The 19,339-nt window shown below is 75.1% G+C and carries 18 protein-coding genes; 4 read left to right on the forward strand and 14 right to left on the reverse strand.

Annotated features, from left to right (window positions below):
- Nucleotides 1-23: 23 nt before the first annotated feature.
- The 8 genes from RB614_RS28510 to RB614_RS28545 all read right to left on the reverse strand — a co-directional run bounded on the left by RB614_RS28510 (nucleotide 24) and on the right by RB614_RS28545 (nucleotide 7,903).
- The gene (locus RB614_RS28510; protein WP_308715749.1) at nucleotides 24-989 is read right to left on the reverse strand and encodes an iron-containing alcohol dehydrogenase; all 966 of its coding nucleotides are present in this window, start codon (nucleotides 987-989) and stop codon (nucleotides 24-26) included.
- Entirely contained in the window at nucleotides 986-2,062 is a 1,077-nt protein-coding gene (locus RB614_RS28515) for a M24 family metallopeptidase (RefSeq protein WP_308715750.1), read from the reverse strand. Before RB614_RS28515 ends, RB614_RS28510 begins: the two co-directional genes overlap by 4 nt.
- The gene (locus RB614_RS28520; protein ID WP_308715751.1) at nucleotides 2,050-2,832 is read right to left on the reverse strand and encodes an SDR family NAD(P)-dependent oxidoreductase; all 783 of its coding nucleotides are present in this window, start codon (nucleotides 2,830-2,832) and stop codon (nucleotides 2,050-2,052) included. Before RB614_RS28520 ends, RB614_RS28515 begins: the two co-directional genes overlap by 13 nt.
- Nucleotides 2,829-3,644, reverse strand: a complete 816-nt coding sequence (locus RB614_RS28525; RefSeq protein WP_308715752.1) for an ABC transporter permease — start codon at nucleotides 3,642-3,644, stop codon at nucleotides 2,829-2,831. The genes RB614_RS28520 and RB614_RS28525 overlap by 4 nt, the downstream gene beginning before the upstream one ends.
- Before the next feature lie 76 nt (nucleotides 3,645-3,720).
- Nucleotides 3,721-4,590 carry an ABC transporter permease gene (locus RB614_RS28530; RefSeq protein ID WP_308715753.1) on the reverse strand — a complete coding sequence of 290 codons (870 nt, stop codon included), beginning with the start codon at nucleotides 4,588-4,590 and terminating at the stop codon, nucleotides 3,721-3,723.
- Between the two features lie 5 nt (nucleotides 4,591-4,595).
- Nucleotides 4,596-5,708 carry an ABC transporter substrate-binding protein gene (locus tag RB614_RS28535; protein WP_308715754.1) on the reverse strand — a complete coding sequence of 371 codons (1,113 nt, stop codon included), beginning with the start codon at nucleotides 5,706-5,708 and terminating at the stop codon, nucleotides 4,596-4,598.
- 76 nt (nucleotides 5,709-5,784) lie between these two features.
- Nucleotides 5,785-6,837, reverse strand: coding sequence for an ABC transporter ATP-binding protein (locus RB614_RS28540; protein ID WP_308715755.1), 1,053 nt, complete (start codon nucleotides 6,835-6,837; stop codon nucleotides 5,785-5,787).
- Between the two features lie 214 nt (nucleotides 6,838-7,051).
- Entirely contained in the window at nucleotides 7,052-7,903 is an 852-nt protein-coding gene (locus RB614_RS28545; protein WP_308715756.1) for a LysR family transcriptional regulator, read from the reverse strand.
- A 145-nt stretch (nucleotides 7,904-8,048) separates the two neighbouring features.
- Here RB614_RS28545 and RB614_RS28550 point away from each other — a divergent pair, with 145 nt between their 5' ends.
- A complete protein-coding gene (locus tag RB614_RS28550; protein WP_308715757.1) occupies nucleotides 8,049-9,017 on the forward strand; it encodes a bile acid:sodium symporter family protein in 969 nt (322 codons plus the stop codon).
- A 78-nt stretch (nucleotides 9,018-9,095) separates the two neighbouring features.
- On the opposite strand, the gene RB614_RS28555 is transcribed toward RB614_RS28550, so the two are convergent.
- From RB614_RS28555 to RB614_RS28565, 3 genes are read right to left on the reverse strand one after another with little or no spacing between them, the layout of a single operon-like run.
- A complete protein-coding gene (locus RB614_RS28555) occupies nucleotides 9,096-9,764 on the reverse strand; it encodes a GntR family transcriptional regulator (RefSeq protein WP_308715758.1) in 669 nt (222 codons plus the stop codon).
- Nucleotides 9,761-10,762 (reverse strand): proline racemase family protein, encoded by a 1,002-nt coding sequence (locus RB614_RS28560; protein ID WP_308715759.1) that lies wholly within the window; start codon nucleotides 10,760-10,762, stop codon nucleotides 9,761-9,763. Before RB614_RS28560 ends, RB614_RS28555 begins: the two co-directional genes overlap by 4 nt.
- Nucleotide 10,763: 1 nt before the next feature.
- Nucleotides 10,764-11,669 (reverse strand): dihydrodipicolinate synthase family protein, encoded by a 906-nt coding sequence (locus RB614_RS28565; RefSeq protein ID WP_308715760.1) that lies wholly within the window; start codon nucleotides 11,667-11,669, stop codon nucleotides 10,764-10,766.
- A 70-nt stretch (nucleotides 11,670-11,739) separates the two neighbouring features.
- On the opposite strand from RB614_RS28565, the gene RB614_RS28570 reads away from it, so the two are divergent.
- Nucleotides 11,740-12,969: an NAD(P)/FAD-dependent oxidoreductase gene (locus tag RB614_RS28570; RefSeq protein WP_308715761.1), complete on the forward strand. Its 1,230-nt coding sequence runs from the start codon at nucleotides 11,740-11,742 to the stop codon at nucleotides 12,967-12,969.
- Nucleotides 12,966-14,789, forward strand: coding sequence for an FAD-dependent oxidoreductase (locus RB614_RS28575; RefSeq protein ID WP_308715762.1), 1,824 nt, complete (start codon nucleotides 12,966-12,968; stop codon nucleotides 14,787-14,789). Before RB614_RS28570 ends, RB614_RS28575 begins: the two co-directional genes overlap by 4 nt.
- A gap of 120 nt (nucleotides 14,790-14,909) precedes the next feature.
- On the opposite strand, the gene RB614_RS28580 is transcribed toward RB614_RS28575, so the two are convergent.
- Both RB614_RS28580 and RB614_RS28585 read right to left on the reverse strand, forming a co-directional pair.
- Entirely contained in the window at nucleotides 14,910-15,074 is a 165-nt protein-coding gene (locus RB614_RS28580; RefSeq protein ID WP_308715763.1) for a hypothetical protein, read from the reverse strand.
- A 101-nt stretch (nucleotides 15,075-15,175) separates the two neighbouring features.
- Nucleotides 15,176-16,030, reverse strand: a complete 855-nt coding sequence (locus tag RB614_RS28585) for a Rieske (2Fe-2S) protein (RefSeq protein ID WP_308715764.1) — start codon at nucleotides 16,028-16,030, stop codon at nucleotides 15,176-15,178.
- A 267-nt stretch (nucleotides 16,031-16,297) separates the two neighbouring features.
- Here RB614_RS28585 and RB614_RS28590 point away from each other — a divergent pair, with 267 nt between their 5' ends.
- Nucleotides 16,298-18,139 carry a bifunctional metallophosphatase/5'-nucleotidase gene (locus RB614_RS28590; RefSeq protein WP_308715765.1) on the forward strand — a complete coding sequence of 614 codons (1,842 nt, stop codon included), beginning with the start codon at nucleotides 16,298-16,300 and terminating at the stop codon, nucleotides 18,137-18,139.
- A gap of 6 nt (nucleotides 18,140-18,145) precedes the next feature.
- Here RB614_RS28590 and RB614_RS28595 read toward each other — a convergent pair whose 3' ends face one another.
- Nucleotides 18,146-19,315: an acyl-CoA dehydrogenase family protein gene (locus tag RB614_RS28595; RefSeq protein ID WP_308715766.1), complete on the reverse strand. Its 1,170-nt coding sequence runs from the start codon at nucleotides 19,313-19,315 to the stop codon at nucleotides 18,146-18,148.
- Nucleotides 19,316-19,339 lie beyond the last annotated feature (24 nt).

Consider the following 19,339-nt stretch of genomic DNA (forward strand, 5'->3'; position numbering starts at 1 on the left):
CCGCGCCGGCGGGAGACGGGCGGTCACCGGCCCGCCCAGGCGCGGTCGAGCAGGCCGGTGACGTCTTCGGCGGTCACCGGCGCGGGCAGCCAGGGGATGCCGGAGCTGCGCAGCGCGCGGGGCACCGCCCGCTCCAGCAGGCCCCGGTCGAAGCCGGCCTCGCGCAGGGTCTGCGGTACGCCCGCCCGGTCGCGCAGCTCCCGCAGCCGGTCGGCGACCGCGCCGGCCCGGGGCGGGACGCCGAGCCCGGCGGCCGGGGCGGCCCAGTCCACCCGGTCTCCCCAGAAGTCCACTGTGTACGGGGCGAGCAGCGCGTTGACCGTGTCGTGGGTACGGCCGGCGAGCGCGCCGAGCGGGGAGGCGACCGCGTGGGCCAGCCCCAGCCCGGCGGAGGCGAACGCCTCGGTGGCGAGGCCAGCGGCCGCCACGTCGCCGGCCGGGTCGTCCGCGGCCAGGGCGGCGAGGGCGGCGGCGGCCAGCGCCCGGCCCCACGGCCCGGCCCGGCGGCCGATCAGCACCTCGACGGCGTGCACCGCCGAGTCGGCCCGCTGCAGGTGCCGCACGGTCGCGGCCCGGCCGGCCAGCGCCCGCCCGTCGATCACGACCAGGCCGCCGCCGAGCGCGTCGTCGCGCCGGGAGACCCGCTCGCCGTCCGGCTCGTAGAGGCTGGTGAACGGCGCGAACGCCCGCCACGGCTCGGCGCCGAGCGGAGCCAGCACCAGTTCCGGCCGGGCCGGCCCGGGCAGCAGCGTCCAGGCGTGCTTGGCCACGTCGAGGGTGGCGCCGTCGCCGGCCGCGACCAGCCGCTCCGGCCGGGTACGGGCGACCCGCTCGGCGAGCGCCTCGGCGTCCCGGGTCCGGGGCGGATACCGCGCCTCGACGGTGCCGGTCGGGGCCGCCGCGTCCGCGAGGATCAGGTCGCTCGCCGTGTACGCCAGCGGCCCGGTGACGACGGTCCCGCGGAACGAGACCCGGTGCGGTCCGCTCACAGCTCGCGGATCCCGGTGTCCGATGTGGTCAGTGGCGTGCAGCCGGTCTCGGTGACGAGCACCGCGTCCTCGATCCGGGTGCCGCCGACGCCGGGCACGTACACGCCCGGCTCGATCATCACGACCATGCCGGCCCGGAGCACGGTATCGTCGTACGGCGACAGCAGCGGCGGCTCGTGCTGGTCGAGCCCGATGCCGTGGCCGAGCGAGTGGTTGAAGAAGCCGTCCAGCTCGTACCGGGCGAGCACCCCGCGGGCGACCGCGTCGACGGCGCTGGCCCGCACCCCGGCCCGGACCGCCGCCATCGCCTCGCCGTGCGCCTCGGTCACCGCTTGGTGCAGGCGGCGGTACTCCGGCGGAGCGGTGCCGAGGTAGAAGCTGCGGGTGATGTCGGCCCGGTACCCGCGGACCACCGGCGAGAGGTCGACCAGCACGGGTTCCCCCTCGCGCAGCGGCTTGTCGGAGGCGGCGCCGTGCGGCATGGTGGAGCGCTCGCCGGAGGAGACGAGGATCGTGGCGGCGCTGCGCTCGGCGCCAAGGTGCCGCTGGGCGTACTCGATCTCGCCGGCGATCTCGTTCTCCGCCCGCCCCGGGCGCAGCCAGCCGGGCAGCCGCCGGACCAGCTCCTCGGCGAGGTCGGCGGCGTCGGTGAGCGCGGCGATCTCGTCGGCGTCCTTGACCGCGCGCAGCCCTTCGACCAGGCCGGCGCAGTCGACCAGCCGCTCCGGGCCGAGCGCGACGGCGAGCGCCAGGTACTGCTCGGCGGTGAGGTTGCGCGGGTCCACGCCGACCCGGGTGCCCGGACGTGCGGCGAGCCGGTCGGTGGCGGTGGCCCAGAGCCGGGGCGGAGCGCAGTCGCCGTCCACCGGGATGTCCGGGACCTGCTGGCGGGCCTGCGCGCCGTACCGGAAGTCGACCACCAGCAGCGGTTCGGGGGCGAGCAGCAGCACGCCGGCCGTACCGGTGAAGCCGGTCAGGTACCGGATGTGGGTGAGCTTGGTGACCAGGAGGATGTCCGCGCCCGCGGCGGCGGCCAGCTCCAGTGCGGCCTCGCGCCGCTTCACGTGTTCCACGATGGACCTCCCGCGGTGTACCCGCCGTCGACGACGATCGTCGCGCCGGTGATGGTGGCCGCCCTGGGCGAGCAGACGAAGGCGATGGTCTCGGCGATCTCCGCCGGCTCGGAGAGGCGGCCGATGGGTTGCAGCGCGGCGTGCGCGCGTTCGGCGGCGGCCGGGTCGGCGGCCCGCCGGTAGCCCTGCTGGACCAGGTCGGTGCGGGTGGCGCCGGGGCAGACCGGGACCACCCGGATGCCGTCGGCGGCGCACTCCACGGCGAGCGTGCGGGCCAGCCCGAGCACGCCGGCCTTGCTCGCCGCGTACGCGGTGCGGCCGGGGAGCCCGACCAGCGCGGTCGTGGACGAGACCGGGACGATCGTGCCGCCGCCCCGGGCCCGCATCCGGGGTACCGCCTCGCGGCACCACCAGAACGTGCCGGTGAGGTTGGTGGCGAGCGTCTCCGCCCACACCTCGTCGCCGGTCTGCTCGATCGGGTCGATCTGGCCGATGCCGGCGCAGGTGACGAGCGTGTCGAAGCCGCCGAACCCACCGTCCACCTCGGACGCGGCGGCGGCCACAGTGGACGGTTCGCGTACGTCGGAGCCGACCGCGAGCACGGTGTGGCCGGCGGCGGCCAGCTCGGCGGCGAGCGCGTCCAGCGCCGGGCCGGGCCGGTCGACCAGCGCCAGCCGGTGGCCGTCGCGGGCGAGGCAGCGGCTGACCGCGGCGCCGATGCCGCCGGCCGCGCCGGTCACCACCGCCACGGGTGGACCGGTGTCCGTCATCGGGTGCGTCCTTTCCCGCCCTGCAGCCCCGCCGTCGCCGACGCGCCGGCCGTGGCCAGCACGACCGCGACGAGCGCGAACGTCGCTCCGATGAGGACGGTGGAGAGGGCGGCGAGCGTGGGGTCCTGGTACTTCTGGAGGTACTGGTACATGGAGACCGGCAGCGTCACCTGGTCCGGCGCGACGACGAAGACGGTGGCGTCCACCTCGTCAAAGCTGATCATGAAACAGAGCAGGTACGCGGCGAGCAGCGAGCGGCGCAGCTGGGGCAGGGTGGCGCTGGCGAACGCCCGTACCGGTCCGGCGCCCAGGTCGCGGGCGGCCTGCTCGTAGACCGGCGGGATGCGCACGAGGGCGCCGCCGACGATGTTCACCGCGAACGGCAGCAGCAGCACCAGGTGGAGCGCGACCAGGGCCCCGTCCCGGCCGTAGAAGCCGGCCTGCAGGAAGAGGATGAACGCGCCGAGCCCGATCGCCACCTTCGGCACGATCAGCGGGGCGAGCAGCAGCGACTCGATCAGCCGCCGCCCGGGGTACCGGAAGCGGGTGATCGAGACGGCGGCGGCGGTGCCGGCGAGCACCGCCCCGAGCGCGGCGAGCGCGGCGACGACCAGGCTCACCAGCGCCGCGGAGAGGAAGCCGTCCTGGTCGGCGAGGCGCTCGTACCAGCGCAGCGAGAAGCCCGGTGGGGGCCAGCCGCCGTAGCTGGAGTCGTTGAACGAGTTGACCACCACGAAGACCAGGGGCGCGACGAGGTACGCCAGCCCGAGCCCGAGCACCGCGATCGTCAACGGCCGGTTACGATCGCTCATGCCCGTCCTCGCTTCGCTGCGGGCGGCCATGAGGCTCCAGTCGCACTGAGCCTGATGATTCGCTCGCTCCGCTCGCTCATCGGCTGTGCCTCCCGGTGATCCGGAACGCGAGGTTGACCGCGCCGACGAGCAGGAGCGTGAGGACCAGCAGGGCGTACGACTGGACGGCCGCCATCGGCCAGTCGACCGCGCCGACGTTGGTGTAGACGAGGCCGCTGAGCACCTGCACCCGGCCGCCGCCGAGCAGGGCCGGCGTGGCGAACGCGCTGATCGTCAGCGCGAAGCAGAGCTGCCAGGTGAGCACCACGCCGTGCCGGGTGAGCGGAAACGTCACCCGCCAGAAGACCTGCCGCCGGCCGGCGCCGAGGTCGTACGCGGCCTCCAGGGCGGAGCGGGGCACCTGGGCGATGACGCCGAGCAGCGGGAAGATCGCGAACGGCAGCAGCACGTGCACCATCGCGATGACCACGGCCGGGAACTCGTACATGATCCGCAGCGGGGAGTCGATCAGCCCGATCTCGCGGAGCGTCTGGTTGATCACGCCGCCGTCGCCGAGCAGCACGTTCCAGCCGTACGCCCGCACCACCACGCTGGTCAGCAGCGGCGAGAAGATGAGGAAGAGGGCCAGCGCGCGCAGGGCGCCGCTGCGCAGCCGGTGCAGCGCCAGCGCCATCGGGTACGCGATCACCACCGTGACCAGCGCGCAGACCACGCCGAGCAGCACGGTGTCGCCGAGGACCCGCCAGGTGTACGGGTCCTCGGCGAACCGGCGCAGGTTGTCGGTGGTGACGCCGGTCCCGATCCGCCCGTCCCGGAACGGCCGCAGCCCCAGGTCGGCGAGCCGGACCAGGCTGCCGACGAAGACCAGGGCGAGCGGCACCAGCGCGGGCAGGACGAGCAGGTACCGGGGTGTGCCGGCGCGCAGCCGGGCGGTGGCGTCGGTCATGACGGTCAGATGTTGGCCTTGACGTCGGAGTCCCAGCGGGCCCGCCAGGCGGTGTTCTGCTTGGCCACCGTCGCCCAGTCGACCGAGATCAGCTTGGCCACGTTCTCCGCCCGGAAGCCGGGCAGCCCGGCCAGGTCGCCGGGGAGGCTGACGCTGGAGTTGGCCGGGGTCTGCACCGCGGTCTCCGCCCACATCTGGCACCACTTGGGGCTGAGCATCTCGTTGACGATGTCGACGCAGATCTCCTGCTGGTTGGGGGTGTTGCCCTGCACGGTCTGCAGGTAGACCGGTACGGCGATGGCGCCCTCGGCGGGTACCACGTAGTCGACCGGCGCGCCGTCCGCCTTGAATTGCAGGCCGGTGCCGTTCCAGCAGCTGGTGATGTCGGCGGTGCCGTTGCTGAGCACCTGCTGCCACTCCGGGTTGGCGGTGACGAGCGTACGGATGTTGCCCGCCTTCGCCTTCCAGATCTGCCAGCCGGGCTCCATGTTCTCCAGCGAGCCGCCGTTGAGCTTGGCGGCCATGAAGACCACCTGCCACCAGTAGTCGAAGAGGGTGACCTTGCCCTTGTGCGCGTCGCTCCAGAGGTCGGCCCAGGTGGTCGGCGCGGTGGTGATGTTCTTGGTGTTGTAGACGATGCCGATCTGGTCGGCGCCGATGCCGATGCCGTTGGAGTTCGGCCGGCGGAACGTGTCGCTCACGCTGGCCGCGTTGCTCAGCGCCGCGTAGTCCAGCGTGTTCCAGGTGCCGTCGAGGTCGCCCTGTGCGGAGATCTGCGAGTTGAAGAAGCCCATGTTGACCAGGGGCTTGTCGGGGGTGGTCTGCTTCGCGGCGAGGATCTTCGGGTACCCGACCGCGTTGCTGTCCTCGTAGATGTCGATCTGTACGTTCGGGTGGCGGGACATGTAGTCCTGGGCGAACGCCTTCGGCATGTCGGCGAGCCGGTTGCCGAGGAAGGCGAAGATGGTGATCTTCTCCTTGCCGCCCGAACCGCCGGACGGCGCGCCGGTCTCGGGCTGGGGGTCGATGTCCCCGCCGCAGGCGTTGAGCGCCGGGAGCGCCGCCGCCGCGGCCGCCGCGCCGAGCAACCGGCGGCGGCTTATCTGGTTTCTTCCCATCGGTGTCTCCTCTCACGGGCCGGGGTTGCCCGTCGGGTGCCGGCCGCGGGCTCGCGGCCGGGCGGATCGGGAGCGTTCAGCTCGGCAGGACCACGGCGTCGTCGGGGCGCCACCGCGCCGCGACCTCGGTGCCGACCGGCATCCGGGCGGCGCTGGCCGGCTGGACCGCGCGCACCGTGACGCCCGCGCCGGTCAGCTCGTACCGGATGGTGGCGCCGAGGTAGGTGGCGGCGGTGACCCGCGCGGCAAAGGCGTTGCCGTCCGCCTCCGCCACCGGGCCGAGCCGGACGTCTTCGGGGCGGATGGAGACGGCGACGCCGTCGCCGCCGGCGGCGACCTGGAGCTCGGCGTCGCCGATCCGGGCCCGCCCGCCGCGCACCTCGACGTCGAGCACGTTGGCGTCGCCGATGAACCGGGCGACGAACCGCGACGCGGGGCGCCGGTAGAGCGTCTCGGCGTCGCCGACCTGGCAGAGTTCGCCGTCGCGCATGACGCCGATCCGGTCGGAGAGCGTCATCGCCTCGGTCTGGTCGTGGGTGACGAACAGGAACGTGGTGCCCGAGGTGCGCTGCACCTCGCGGAGCACGTCCTGCATCTGCTGGCGCAGGTTGAGGTCGAGCGCGGCCAGGGGCTCGTCGAGCAGGAGCACGGCCGGGCGGTTGACCAGGGCGCGGGCGATCGCCACCCGCTGCTGCTGGCCGCCGGAGAGCTGGTCCGGGTACCGGCGCTGGAACCCCTGGAGGTGGACCAGGTCGAGGACCCGGTCGACCTCGGCCGCCCGGCGGTCCTTGGCGACCCGGCGCAGCCGCAGCCCGAAGTCGATGTTGCGGGCCACGTCGAGGTGCGGGAAGAGGCCGAGGTGCTGGAAGACCATGTTGGTCGGGCGGCGGTTGGCCGGCCGGTGCCCCATGTCCTCCCCCTTGATCCGTACCGTCCCGGCGGTCTGCTGCTCGAGGCCGGCCACGATGCGCAACGTTGTGCTCTTGCCGCACCCGCTCGGCCCCAGCAGCGAGAAGAACTCCCCCTCGCGGAGCTCCAGGTGGACGCCGCGGACGGCGGAGCGGTCCGTGCCGGGGTAGCTCTTGGAGATGTCGACAAGCTCGGCGACCGGAACCGGCGGGGTGTCCATCAGCCCTCCACGGCGCAACGTTTTGCCCTAGCGCCCTCACCCTGATCTAGGACGAGCGCCACCGTCAAGAGGTGGAATCGTCATTTCTTCCTGGTAAAGGCGGGGTTTCGGGGTTGAGGTGGGCTCGGCCAAACGTATTGCTCGCCGAGTTCCTGCCCGAGCCGCGGGCACAGGGGCGAGCCGCGGCTCGCCCGAGTCGCGGGCGCGGCGGCGGTCAGTCGGGGCGGGTGCCGGCGGCCAGGATCGCGTCGGTGAGCGCGGCCAGCAGGTCGCTCGGGGCGGCCTCGCGGTGCAACAGGATGAACTCCACCTCGCCGAGCGGGGGCAGCCGGTGCCCGGCCGGTGCGGGCACGAGGCCGGGCGGGATCAGCGCGGCCGAGTGGGCGAGCACGCCGATCCCGGCCTGCGCCGCCGCCACCAGGCCGCCGAGGCTGGTGCTGGTGCAGGTGATCTGCCAGGCCCGGCCGGCGGCGGCGAGGGTGCCCAGGGCCTGGCCGCGGGAGATGCTCGGCGGCGGGTACGTGACCAGCGGCACCGGCTCGTCCGGGGCGAGGCGGTGCCCGGGCGCGGCGAGCCAGACCAGCCGGTCGCGCCAGAGCGGCTCGCCCCGGGACTCGCCCGGCGGCCGCTTGGCGAAGACCATGTCGAGGTCGCGCGCGTCGAACCGGTCGTGCAGCGTGCCGCTCAGGTCGACCGTCACGGCCAGCTCGACCAGGGGATGCCGGTGCCGCAGGTCGCGCAGCACCGGGGGCAGGTGGGTGGCGACCAGGTCGTCGGAGACGCCGAGGCGCACCCGGCCGCGCACCGGGGCGGCGGCGAAGTGCCGGCGGGCCCGGTCGCCGGCGGCGAGGATGTCGCGGGCGAAGGTCACCATCGCCTCCCCGTCGACGGTGAGCGCGACGCTGTGCGTGTCCCGCGCGAACAGCGGCCGCCCGACCGCCGCCTCCAGCCGCCGCACGTGCTGGCTGACCGTCGACTGGCGCAGGTCGAGCCGGTCGGCGGCGCGGGTGAAGCTCAGCGCCTGGGCCACCGCCAGGAAGCTGCGCAGCTGCACGGGGTCGTACACCCGACCAGGTTATCGCGAAACATGATCGCAGTCAGCGCACTGATCGCCTTTCCCACTGATCGCCCGCCGCCCGAGAATGGGCTGGCCGCGTCGGCGGCGTACCCCTGGGAGCGGCGGTGCGCCGCCGGCCGGGAGAGGAGTGCGTGTGCGCTGGCCGCGCTGGCTGCCGGTCGATCCGTTCATCGCGGCCCTGCTCGGGACCGTCGTGCTGGCGACGCTGCTGCCGGCCCGGGGGTCGGCGGCGGACGTGGGGCGGGTCGCCGCGACGCTCGCGGTCGCGCTGCTCTTCTTCCTGCACGGCGCCCGGATCACGCCGCGGGCCGCCTTCGCCGGCGCCCGGCACTGGCGGCTGCACCTCGTGGTGCTGTTCGCCACGTACGCGCTCTTCCCGCTGATCGGGCTCGCCGCCGCGCCCTTGCGTCCGGACGTGCTCACCCCCGAGCTGTACCAGGGGCTGCTCTTCCTCTGCGCGGTGCCGTCGACGGTGCAGACCTCCATCGCGTTCACGGCGATCGCCGGCGGCAACGTACCGGCGGCGGTGTTCAGCGCCTCCTTCTCCAACCTCGCCGGCGTCGTGCTCACCCCCCTGCTGGCCACGGCGCTGCTGCACGACACCGGCGCGGCCCGGATGAGCGCCGGCGCGGTCGGCACGGTGGTGCTGCAGATCCTCGTGCCGTTCGCCCTCGGGCAGCTCTCCCGCCCGCTGACCGCCCGGTGGATCGAACGGCACCGCACGCTGACCAGCCGGGTGGACCGCGGCTCGATCCTGCTCGTGGTGTACACGGCGTTCAGCGCGGGTGTGGTCGCCGGGGTCTGGGACGAGGTCTCGCCGGCCCGGCTCGGCGTGCTGGTCGCGGTGGTCTGCGTCCTGCTGGCGCTGGTGCTCGGGCTGACCTACGCCGCCGGGCGCCTGCTCCGCTTCGACCGGGCCGACCGGGCCACGATCCTCTTCTGCGGGTCGAAGAAGAGCCTCGCCACCGGGCTGCCGATGGCCGCGGTGATGGTCAGCCCGCAACTGCTCGGCCTGCTCGTGCTGCCGCTCATGCTGTACCACCAGATCCAGCTCGTGGTCTGCGCCTGGCTGGCCCGCCGCTGGGGCGCCCGCCAGGCCTGACCCGCGCGCGAGGCGGTCAGGCCGCAGGCGGCTCGGACGGGGGCAGGCGGCGCGCAGGCTGACCCGCGCGCGAACCCGTCAGGCCCAGATGCCGCGGGTGTGGCCGATGTGCTGGCGCATCAGCGCCTCCGCCGCCGCGGCGTCGCCCGCCTCGACCAGGTCCAGCAGGTCGAGGTGCTCGGCGGCGGAGGCGGTCAGCCGCCCGCTCTCCGCGAGCCGGGTCAGCCCGTACAGCCGGGTCTGCGCCCGCAGGTCGCGCACGATCCCCACCAGCCGGCGGTTGCCCAGGAGGCCCAGCAGTCCAATGTGGAAGTCGAGGTCGGCCTGGAGGTACCCGATCAGGTCGCCGGCGCCGGCCGCGGCGACGATCGCCTCGGCGGCGGGGCGCAGCGTGCGCACCCGCTCCCGGTCGCCGGCCCGGGCCACCTCGGCGACGGCCGGCGGCTCCAGCAGCCCGCGCAGCGCGGCTATCTCGTCCATGTCCCGCTCGGAGACCTCGACGATCCGGAAACCCTTGTTGGGTACCGTCTCCAGCAGCCCGTCCTTGACCAGCTCCAGCATCGCCTCGCGGACCGGGGTGGCGGAGACGCCGAACCGGACGGCGAGCTTCGGCGCGCTGTACACCTGGCCCGGGCGCAGCTGCCCGGTGACGATCGCGGTGCGCAGCGCCTGCGACACGTCGGCGCGCAGGCTGGGGCGGCGGGTGAGCTCGACGGCGGGCGGCCCGCCGCCGTCCACTGTGGTCACAGCTGGAACCCCTCCGGGAACGGGTCTTCGGGGTCGAGCAGGTACTGGGCCAGCCCGGTGACCCAGGCCCGGCCGGTGATCGTCGGGACCACCGCCGGCCGCTCCCCCACCGTCGTGAGCCCGACCAGCCGCCCGGTGAACGCGGTGCCGATGAACGACTCGTTGACGAACTCGTCCCCCTCGGCCAGCTCGCCGCGGGCGTGCAGTTGGGCCATCCTGGCGCTGGTGCCGGTGCCGCACGGCGACCGGTCGAACCAGCCCGGCCAGATCGCCATCGCGTGCCGCGAGTGCCGCGCGTCCGCGCCCGGGGCGAGGAACTGCACGTGGTGGCAGCCGGCGATGTCGGGCCGCTCGGGGTGCACCGGCTTGGCCTGCTCGTCGATCGCCGCCATCACCGCCAGCCCGGCGTCGAGGATCCGCGGCCCGGCCGCCCGCTCGAACGGCAGCCCGACCGCGGCCAGCGGCAGGATCGCGTAGAAGTTGCCGCCGTACGCGAGGTCGTAGCGGAGCCGCCCGAAGCCGGGCACGTCGACCTCGGCGTCGAGCGCGTGGCTGTACGCCGGCACGTTGCGGATCGTCACCGAGCGGGCGGCGCCGCCGGAGACGGCCACCTCCGCCTCGACCAGGCCGGCCGGGGTGTCCAGCCGGACCGTCGTGACCGGCTCGGTGACCGCGACCATGCCCGTCTCGACCAGCGCCGTGGCGACCCCGATCGTGCCGTGGCCGCACATCGGCAGGCAGCCGGAGACCTCGATGAAGAGCACGCCCATGTCGGCGTCCGGGCGGGTGGGCGGCTGGAGGATCGCCCCGCTCATCGCGGCGTGCCCGCGCGGCTCGTACATCAGCAGCCGGCGCAGGTGGTCCATGTTGGCCATGAAGTACTCGCGCCGCCGCGCCATGGACTCGCCGGGAACGACCCCGACGCCGCCGGTGATCACCCGGGTCGGCATGCCCTCGGTGTGCGTGTCGACGGCGTGCAGGACGAGCCGGCTGCGCACGTTACGCCCCCGCCGGTACGGGTGGGGCGGGGTAGGCCAGCGCGGTCGCCAGGTCGGCGCGGACCGCGGCGGCGTCGGCGTCGGCCAGCGGCAGGCGGGGCAGGCGCACCGGCCCGCCGTACCGCCCGACCTCGTCCATCGCGATCTTGATGGCCTGGATGAACGTGTGCCGCGAGTCCCACCGGAAGATCGGGTGCAGCGCCTGGTACAGCGGCAGCGCCTCGTCGAGCCGGCCGGCCCGGCCCAGCTCGTAGAGGGCGACCGAGATCTCCGGCAGCGCGTTGGGAAACCCGGCGATCCAGCCGACCGCGCCGCCGACCAGCAGCTCCAGCAGCACGTCGTCGGCGCCGGCCAGCACGTCGAGCCGGGGCGCCAGCTCGCGCAGCCGGTAGATCCGGCGTACGTCGCCGCTGAACTCCTTGACCGCCACCACCTCGGGCACCTCGTCGGCGATCCGGGCGAGCAGCTCCGGGGTCAGGTCGACCCGGGTGTCGTACGGGTTGTTGTACGCCACGATCGGCAGCCCGACCTTGGCCACCTCGGCGTAGTGGGCGACCACCTCGTCCGGCCCGGCGCGGTACGCGTTCGGCGGGAGCAGGAGCAGCGCCCCGGCCCCGGCGGAGGCGGCGTGCTCGGCCCAGCCGCGCGCCTCGACCGCGCCGTACGCGCTGACGCCGGGCACCACCGAGCAGCCGGGCGGTGCCGCCTCGACCGCCGCCCGGACCAGGTCGGCCCGCTCGGCGTCGGTGAGCACCTGGTACTCCCCGAGGGAGCCGGCCGGGGTGACGCCGTGGCAGCCGGCGCCGGCCAGCCAGGCGACGTGCGCCGCGTAGCGGTCGAGGTCGAGGGAGAGGTCCGGGCGGAACGGCGTGGCCGTGGCCACCACGACTCCGTGCCAGGGCTGCATGACGTACCTCCGGGTCTGGGCAGCTCAGCGTCTTGATCGCGACGCCGCGATCAGTAATATGTCACATGGTATGGCTCTCCTCAAGCGCCCGCGGTCCGGGCCGAGCGGCACCACCACGACCCCGCCCCGCGGCGCGGACGTGGTGGTCGTCGGCGCGGGGATCGTCGGTGCCGCCTGCGCCGACGAGCTCTCCGCCGCCGGCCTGTCCACGGTGGTCGTCGAGCGGGCCGGGGTCGGCACCGGCACCACCGGCGCGGGCGAGGGCAACATCCTGGTCTCCGACAAGGAGCCCGGCCCGGAGCTGGCGCTCGCCCTGCTCTCCAACGCGCTCTGGCGGCGGATCGGCGAGGAGGTGGCCGGCTCCCCGGGCGCCGGGATCGCGCTGGAGGCGAAGGGCGGGATCGTGGTGGCGACCGGGGACGCGGAGCTCGCCGCGCTGCACCGGTTCGCGGACCGGCAGCGGGCGGCCGGGGTCGTGGCCGAACCGCTCGACCCGGCGCGGGCCCGGGAGCTTGAGCCGTACCTGACGCCCGACCTCGCCGGCGCGGTGCACTACCCGCAGGACATGCAGGTACAGCCGGTGCTCGCCGCCGCCACGCTGCTGCACCGGGCCCGCGCCCGGGGTGCCCGGCTGGTCACCGGCGCCGAGGTGGTCGGGCTGGCCCGGGACCGGGACGGGCGGATCGCCGCGGTGCGCACCACGGCCGGCGACGTCGCCACCCGGTACGTGGTCAACGCCGCCGGCCTCGGCGCGCCGGCGGTCGCCGCGCTCGCCGGCGCCCACCTGCCGGTACAGCCCCGGCGCGGCTTCATCCTGGTCACCGAGCCGCTCCCGCCGATGGTCCACGCCAAGGTGTACGACGCCGACTACGTGTCCAATGTGGCCAGTGACGACAGCGGGCTGCGGACGTCGACCGTGGTCGAGGCGACCGACGGCGGCACGATCCTCATCGGCGCCTCCCGGGAACGGGTCGGGCTCGACCCGGGCTTCCGCGTCGACGTGCTCGCAAGGCTGGCCCAGCAGGCGATCCGGCTCTTCCCCGCGCTGGCCGGGGTCCGCGCCATCCGGGCGTACCGCGGCTTCCGCCCCTACCTGCCGGACCACCTGCCGGTGATCGGCGCCGAGCCGGCGGTACCCGGCCTGCTGCACGCCGCCGGCCACGAGGGCGCGGGGATCGGCCTCGCCCCGGCCACCGGCCGGCTGATCCGGCAGCTGGTCACCGGCGAGGAACCGGCGCTCGACCCGGCCCCGTTCCGCCCGGACCGCCCCGCCCTGCGCCCGAGCGGGGTGCCGGCGTGACCGGCCGACCGGAGCTCCCCGGCGAGCTGCGCAGCGCCGCCGCGCACGAGCGGGCCGGCACCGCGCCCGGCGAACCGTTCGAGATCGGCTACGGGCAGGCGCGGATCCCGGCGCTGCCCGGCGAGACGTTCGGAGCCGCGCTCACCGCGGCCGGCGTCCGCTCGTGGCGGCGGACCCGGTTCGGCGGCCGGCCGCGCGGGCTCTTCTGCGGCATCGGCGCCTGCTTCGACTGCCTGCTCCCGGTCAACGGCGGCCCGCCGGTCCGCGCCTGCCTCACCGAGGCGGCCCCCGGCGACACCGCCGCCCCGCCGGAGGCGCCCCTGCCCCGGCCGGCCGCGCCACCGCCGGCGGACGACCCGGGACCGCCGCGCGGGTACGACGTCGCGGTCGTCGGCGCCGGACCGGCCGGGCTGGCGGCCGCCCTCGCCGCGGCGGACCGCGGCCAGCGCGTGGTCCTCGTCGACGCCGGCGCCCGACCCGGCGGGCAGTACCACCGGCAACCCCCGCGGCCGTTCGGCGCCCGCCGCCCGGAGGCGCTGCAACCCGACGGTACGGCCCGGGCCGCCGAAGCCGCCCTGACCGCGCACCCGCTCGTCACCCTCCACAGTGGGGAGTCGGTCTGGGCCGCCGAGCCCGCCGCGGACGGCTTCACGCTCCACCTCACCGGCGGCGGCGCGGTGCGGGTCCGGGCCGTGGTGGTCGCGACCGGCGCGCACGACCTGGCGCTGCCGTTCCCCGGCTGGGACCTGCCCGGCGTCTTCACCGCGGGCGGGGCGCAGGCCCTGGTCAAGGGGCAGCTCACGCTCCCCGGGCGGCGGGTCGTGGTGGCCGGTACCGGGCCGCTGCTGCTGCCGGTCGCCGCCACGCTCGCCGAGGCGGGGGCCACCGTGCTCGGGGTCTTCGACGCCAACCATCCGGCCCGCTGGCTGCGCCGGCTCCCGGCCGCCCTCGGGCACGCGGGGCGGCTCCGCGAGGCCGCGCACTACCTGCGGATCCTGCGCCGCCACCGGATCCCGGTGCGGTACCGGCGGGCCGTGGTGGCCGCGCACGGCGGCAGCGGGGTCGAGGCGGTGACCCTCGCCCGGCTCGCCCCGGACTGGACCCCGCTACCCGGTGCCCGGCACCGCCGCCGGCTGGCCGCCGACGCGGTCGCGGTCGGGTTCGGCTTCGTCGCGGGCGTGGAGCTTCCGCTCGCGCTCGGCTGCGCCACCGTGCCCGACCCGGCCGGGCTGCCGGTCGTCGTCACCGACCACAGTGGACGTACCTCGGTCGCCGGCGTCTACGCGGCGGGCGAGGTGACCGGCGTCGGCGGGGCCCGGCTCGCCGCCGTCGAGGGCGAGCTCGCCGGCCGGGCGGTCGCGGCCGACCTCGCCGCCACGGGACCCGCGCCGGCCACCGGGGCCGACGCCCGCCTGCGCCGCCGGCGCGCCCGGCTCCGGCGGTTCGCCGCCGCGCTCGCCGAGGTCTACCCGGTCCGGCCGGGCTGGCGCGGCTGGCTCGACGGCGACACGCTGGTCTGCCGGTGCGAGGAGGTGCCGCTCTCCCGGATCCGGCACGCGGTGGAGGACCTCGCCGCCACCGAACCGCGGGCGGTGAAGCTCACCACCCGCGCCGGCATGGGCATGTGCCAGGGGCGGATCTGCGGGCCGGCGCTCGCCACGCTGCTGGCGGCCGGGTCAGGCGCCGGCCCGGGCGTCGACGCCACGCCGCTGGCCGGCCGGCCGATCGTGGCACCGGTCCCGCTCGGCACCGTCGCCGCTGCGGCCCGCCCGCCCGATCCCGGACGGGGCGATCACGGTCTCGACAGCCCGGCACGGTGACGGCCGGCCGGGGCCCGGCGAGCCCGCCTACCCTCGCGGTGAGCGGGGCGCCGGACGGGCACGGCCGCGCTGTACGCGGACCGCGCGCCGGCCGGCGCCGCTCGTCTACCGGGCGCTAGCTCACTGCCAGCCCTTCGCTTCGCGCTTTGCGGTCATCGGCTCGGCGCCCTTGTCGACCTTGCGCAACGCCGCTTGCAGTTCCTTGTCGTTCATCCTGGAACTGCCCGGAATACCGGCCTCGTGCGCGCGCTGGCGCATGTCGTGGAGCTGTTCGCGACCACCCATGTCGGATCCTCCGTTCTGGCGGGATGTGCGGAGCAGGGCTCTCCTGCGCCACCGGTTGGTTACCCTCGGCCACGGAGTGAAAACGGCCGGTCGGCGCCCCGTCAGGGCAGGGAGACCTGGATGCGGCCGCCGACCACGCGGGCGCGCAGCAGCGGCTGGTCGCTGGCGGCGGGGCCGTGCACGACCGCGCCGTCGGCGAGCCGGAACGTGCTGCCGTGCCAGGGACAGACCAGGCAGTCTTCGCCGTCGACGCTGACCAGCTCGCCGTCGGCCAGCGGGCCGGTCTGGTGGCCGCAGTTTCCGATCATCGCGGTCACCCCGTCGCCGGTGCGCGTGACGAGCACCGGCACCTCGCCGATCCGGGCCCGCAGCGGCTTGCCGTCGGTGAGGGCCTCCTGCGCGCCCAGGTCCTGCCACCCTTCGGGGATCTGGCGCAGGAACGCCTCGGCCTGGTTTACCGCCGCCGCCTGCCGGTAGCTCAGGTGGCCGCCGAGGTAGGCGCCGATGCTGGCGCCGGCCATCCCGGCGTAGGCCAACCGCCGTCCCAGGCGGTGGTCGCCGGTGAGCCGGGCGACCAGGGAACCGGCGTAGAGGCCGACCGCGACGAGGTTGGCGCAGGCGTGGACGAGCCCCGTCCGGCGCTGCTCGCGGGAGAGCGACGCCCAGTCGTTGAGGCCCGCGAGCGCCGCCGGGACCGCGCCGGCGGTACCGACGCCGGTGAGCACCATCGCGGCGCGCTGGGTGCCGGGGAGGGCGTCGAGCACGGCGGCGCTCAGCCACGCGCCCACGGGTACCTGCACGAGCGCGGGATGCAGCGGATGGCCCAGCCACACGCCGTGCAGGGCGTCGCGTACCCGCCCGCGCAGCAACGCCTGCACACCGCGCCCCAACGGCTCGCCCACCCGGTCCAGCCAGCCGGCCATCTCCAGCCGTTCCACCATCGTCCGCAGCGCCATGTGCCGGTACGTTCCCCAGCGCGGGCCCGGCAAACCGCGCCGCGCGGACCGTTTCCGGCCCGGGAGCGGGTCGCGGCGGAGGGCCGCTGGACGGTCCGGTTTGGACGATCGCATGAGACGGCGGGCCATGGCGCCGCCACCTTCGGTAGGTTGCGCCAATACAGCCAGCCACCGGTCGTTTGCTCTACTACTACGAATCGCCCGCGGAACCACTACGAATCCCGCAGAGCGGTATCGATGTCGTGATGACGATGTGGAGCCTCAATCATGATCGGATTACAGGGGTTGGGCCGGCGTGCCGCGACGCTCGTCGTAGCGACGACCACGGCGCTGGTGTCGGTCACCGCGCTGGCCGGTTCGCCGGCGGTGAGCGCCCACGGCGACCGGCCGGACTTCACGCTGACCGTGCTGCACAACAACGACGGCGAGTCGCATCTGGTCAGTGCCCCCGGCAACCCCGACTTCGGCGGCGTGGCCCGGTTCAAGACGCTCGTCGACAAGCTGCGGCGCCAGGCGACAAGCGGGCGGCCGGCGCCGGGGCAGGCGGCGCACCGCGGTGCCCTGATGCTCTCCTCCGGAGACAACTTCCTGGCCGGCCCGGACTTCAGCGCCAGCCTGGAGAAGGGCGTGCCGTTCTACGACGCGCTGGCGTTGAAGTCGGTCGGCTACGACGCGATGGCGATCGGAAACCACGAGTTCGACTTCGGCCCGGACGTGCTGGCCGACTTCATCGCCGGGTTCGGCAAGGACGGCCCGCCGTTCGTCTCGGCCAACCTGGACATGAGCGACGAGCCCGCGCTGGCCGCGCTGGTCCGCCGGCACACGATCGTCAAGAGCGCGGTCACCCGTACCGGTGGCGAGCGGGTCGGGATCGTCGGGGCCACCACGCCGGCGCTCCGGACGATCTCCAGCCCGCGCGACGTCGGCGTGCTGCAGGACGTCGCCGGGATCGTCCAGGCCGAGGTCGACCGGCTGACCCGGCACGGCATCGACAAGGTCGTCCTGATCAGCCACCTGCAGGGCCTCTCCGAGGACCGGGCGCTGATCCCGCTGCTGCGCGGCGTGGACGTGGCGATCGCCGGCGGCGGCGACGAGCTGCTCGCGGCCGACAGCACGCCGCTGGTGCCCGGTGACGCGATCTCCACCGACCCGGCCACCGGCGACAAGCTGCGCTACCCGCTGTACATCCGGGATGCCGGCGGGCGGGACGTGCCGGTGGTCACCACGGCCGGGGACTACAAGTACGTCGGGCGCCTGGTCGTCACGTTCGACAAGCGGGGCCGGGTGCTGCGGGTCGACCGGGGCAGCGGGCCGGTGCGCGTCTCCGGCGTGGCCCCGGACGCCGTCGCCGCGAACCCGTACGTGCGGCGGGCGGTCGTCGAGCCGGTCGTCGCGTACACCGAAGGGCTGGCCGCCACCGTCGTGGCCCAGTCACAGGTCGCCCTGGAGGGCCGCCGGGAGCCGGGCGTGCGGACCGGCGAGACGAACCTCGGCAGCCTGCTCGCCGACGCGCTGCTGGCGGCGGGGCGGGCCAACGCCGCCACGTACGGGGTCACACCGCCGCGGGTCGCCCTGCAGAACGGCGGTGGCATCCGCAACAACTCGCTGCTGCCCGCCGGGCCGGTCACCGCGCTGGACACGTTCGCCGTCGCGCCGTTCGGCAACTTCGTCGCGGTCGTGCCCGACGTGTCCCGGGCCCAGTTCAAGGAAATCCTGGAGAACGCGGTGTCCCGCATACCGGTCGCGGACGGGCGGTTCGCGCAGGTCGCCGGGTTCCGGTTCGGCTACGACCCCACCGGTACCGCGCAGGTCGTCGACGACGCCGGCACCGTGCTGACGCCCGGCACCCGGGTCCGCTCGGTCGTCCTCGACGACGGCACCGTGCTGGTCGACGGCGGCGCGGTGGTCGACGGCCCGGCGATCTCGCTGGCCACCAACGACTTCTCCGCCCGCGGCGGCGACCAGTACCCGTTCCGGGGCGCGCCGTTCACCACCGTCGGGGTCACCTACCAGCAGGCGCTCGCCGGCTACCTCGCCACCGACCTGGCCGGCGTGGTCAGCGCCGCCCGCTACCCGGAGGGAGGCACCGGCCGCATCACCCGGCTGTAGCCGCGCTCAGCGAAACGCCTTCTCGCCGGTGAGGGCCTGGCCGATGGTCAGCTGGTGGATCTCGGAGGTGCCCTCGTAGGTCAGCACGGACTCCAGGTTGGCGGCGTGCCGCATCAACGGGTACTCGTGGGTGATCCCGGCGGCACCGAGGATGGCCCGGCACTCGCGGGCGATCGCGATCGCCTCCCGGACCGAGTTGAGCTTGCCGAGGCTCACCTGCTCGGGGCGGAGCTGGCCGGCGTCCTTGAGGCGGCCCAGGTGGAGGGCGAGCAGCATGCCCTTGCCCAGCTCCAGGGTCATGTCGGCGAGCTTGAGCTGGGTGGCTTGGAACGCGGAGAGCGGGCGGTCGAAGACCTCCCGCTCTCCGGCGTAGGCCAGCGCCGTCTCCAGGCAGTCCCGGGCCGCGCCGAGCGCGCCGAAGGCGATGCCGAACCGCGCCTCGTTGAGGCAGGACAGCGGCCCGGACAGGCCGCGCGCCGCGGGCAGCGCGGCGGAGTCCGGCAGCCGCACGTCGTCGAAGACGAGCTCGCTGGTGACGGAGGCGCGCAGGGACATCTTGCGGGTGATCTCCGGCGCGGAGAAGCCGGGCGTGCCCGCGGGTACGACGAACCCGCGGATCGCGTCGTCGGTGCGGGCCCAGACCACCGCCACGTCGGCGACCGACCCGTTGGTGATCCACATCTTGGTGCCGGAGAGGATCCAGTCGGAGCCGTCCCGGCGGGCGCGGGTGCGCATGCCGGCCGGGTTGGAGCCGTGGTCCGGCTCGGTCAGGCCGAAGCAGCCGATCGCCTCCCCGGCCGCCATCCGGGGCAGCCACTCCTGCTTCTGCTCGGGCGAGCCGTGCCGATGGATCGCGTACATGGCCAGCGACCCCTGCACCGAGACGAGCGAGCGCAGCCCCGAGTCGCCCGCCTCCAGCTCCAGGCAGGCCAGGCCGTACGCGGTGGCGCTGGTGCCGGCGCAGCCGTAGCCGTCCAGGTGCATGCCGAGCAGCCCGAGCGCGCCCAGCTCCCGGGCCAGCTCGCGGACGGGTGCGCTGCCGCGCTCGTACCAGTCGCCGACGTGCGGCCGGACCCGGTCGGCGACGAACCGGCGTACGACGTCCGCGATGGCCTTCTCCTCCTCGCTGAGCAGCGAGTCGACGGCGAAGAGGGCGAGGGGTGGCTGTGTCGACATTGGACGATCCTTCCGGGGTGCGGC

The sequence above is a fragment of the Phytohabitans maris genome (genome assembly GCF_031085175.1).
GTDB lineage: Bacteria > Actinomycetota > Actinomycetes > Mycobacteriales > Micromonosporaceae > Phytohabitans > Phytohabitans maris.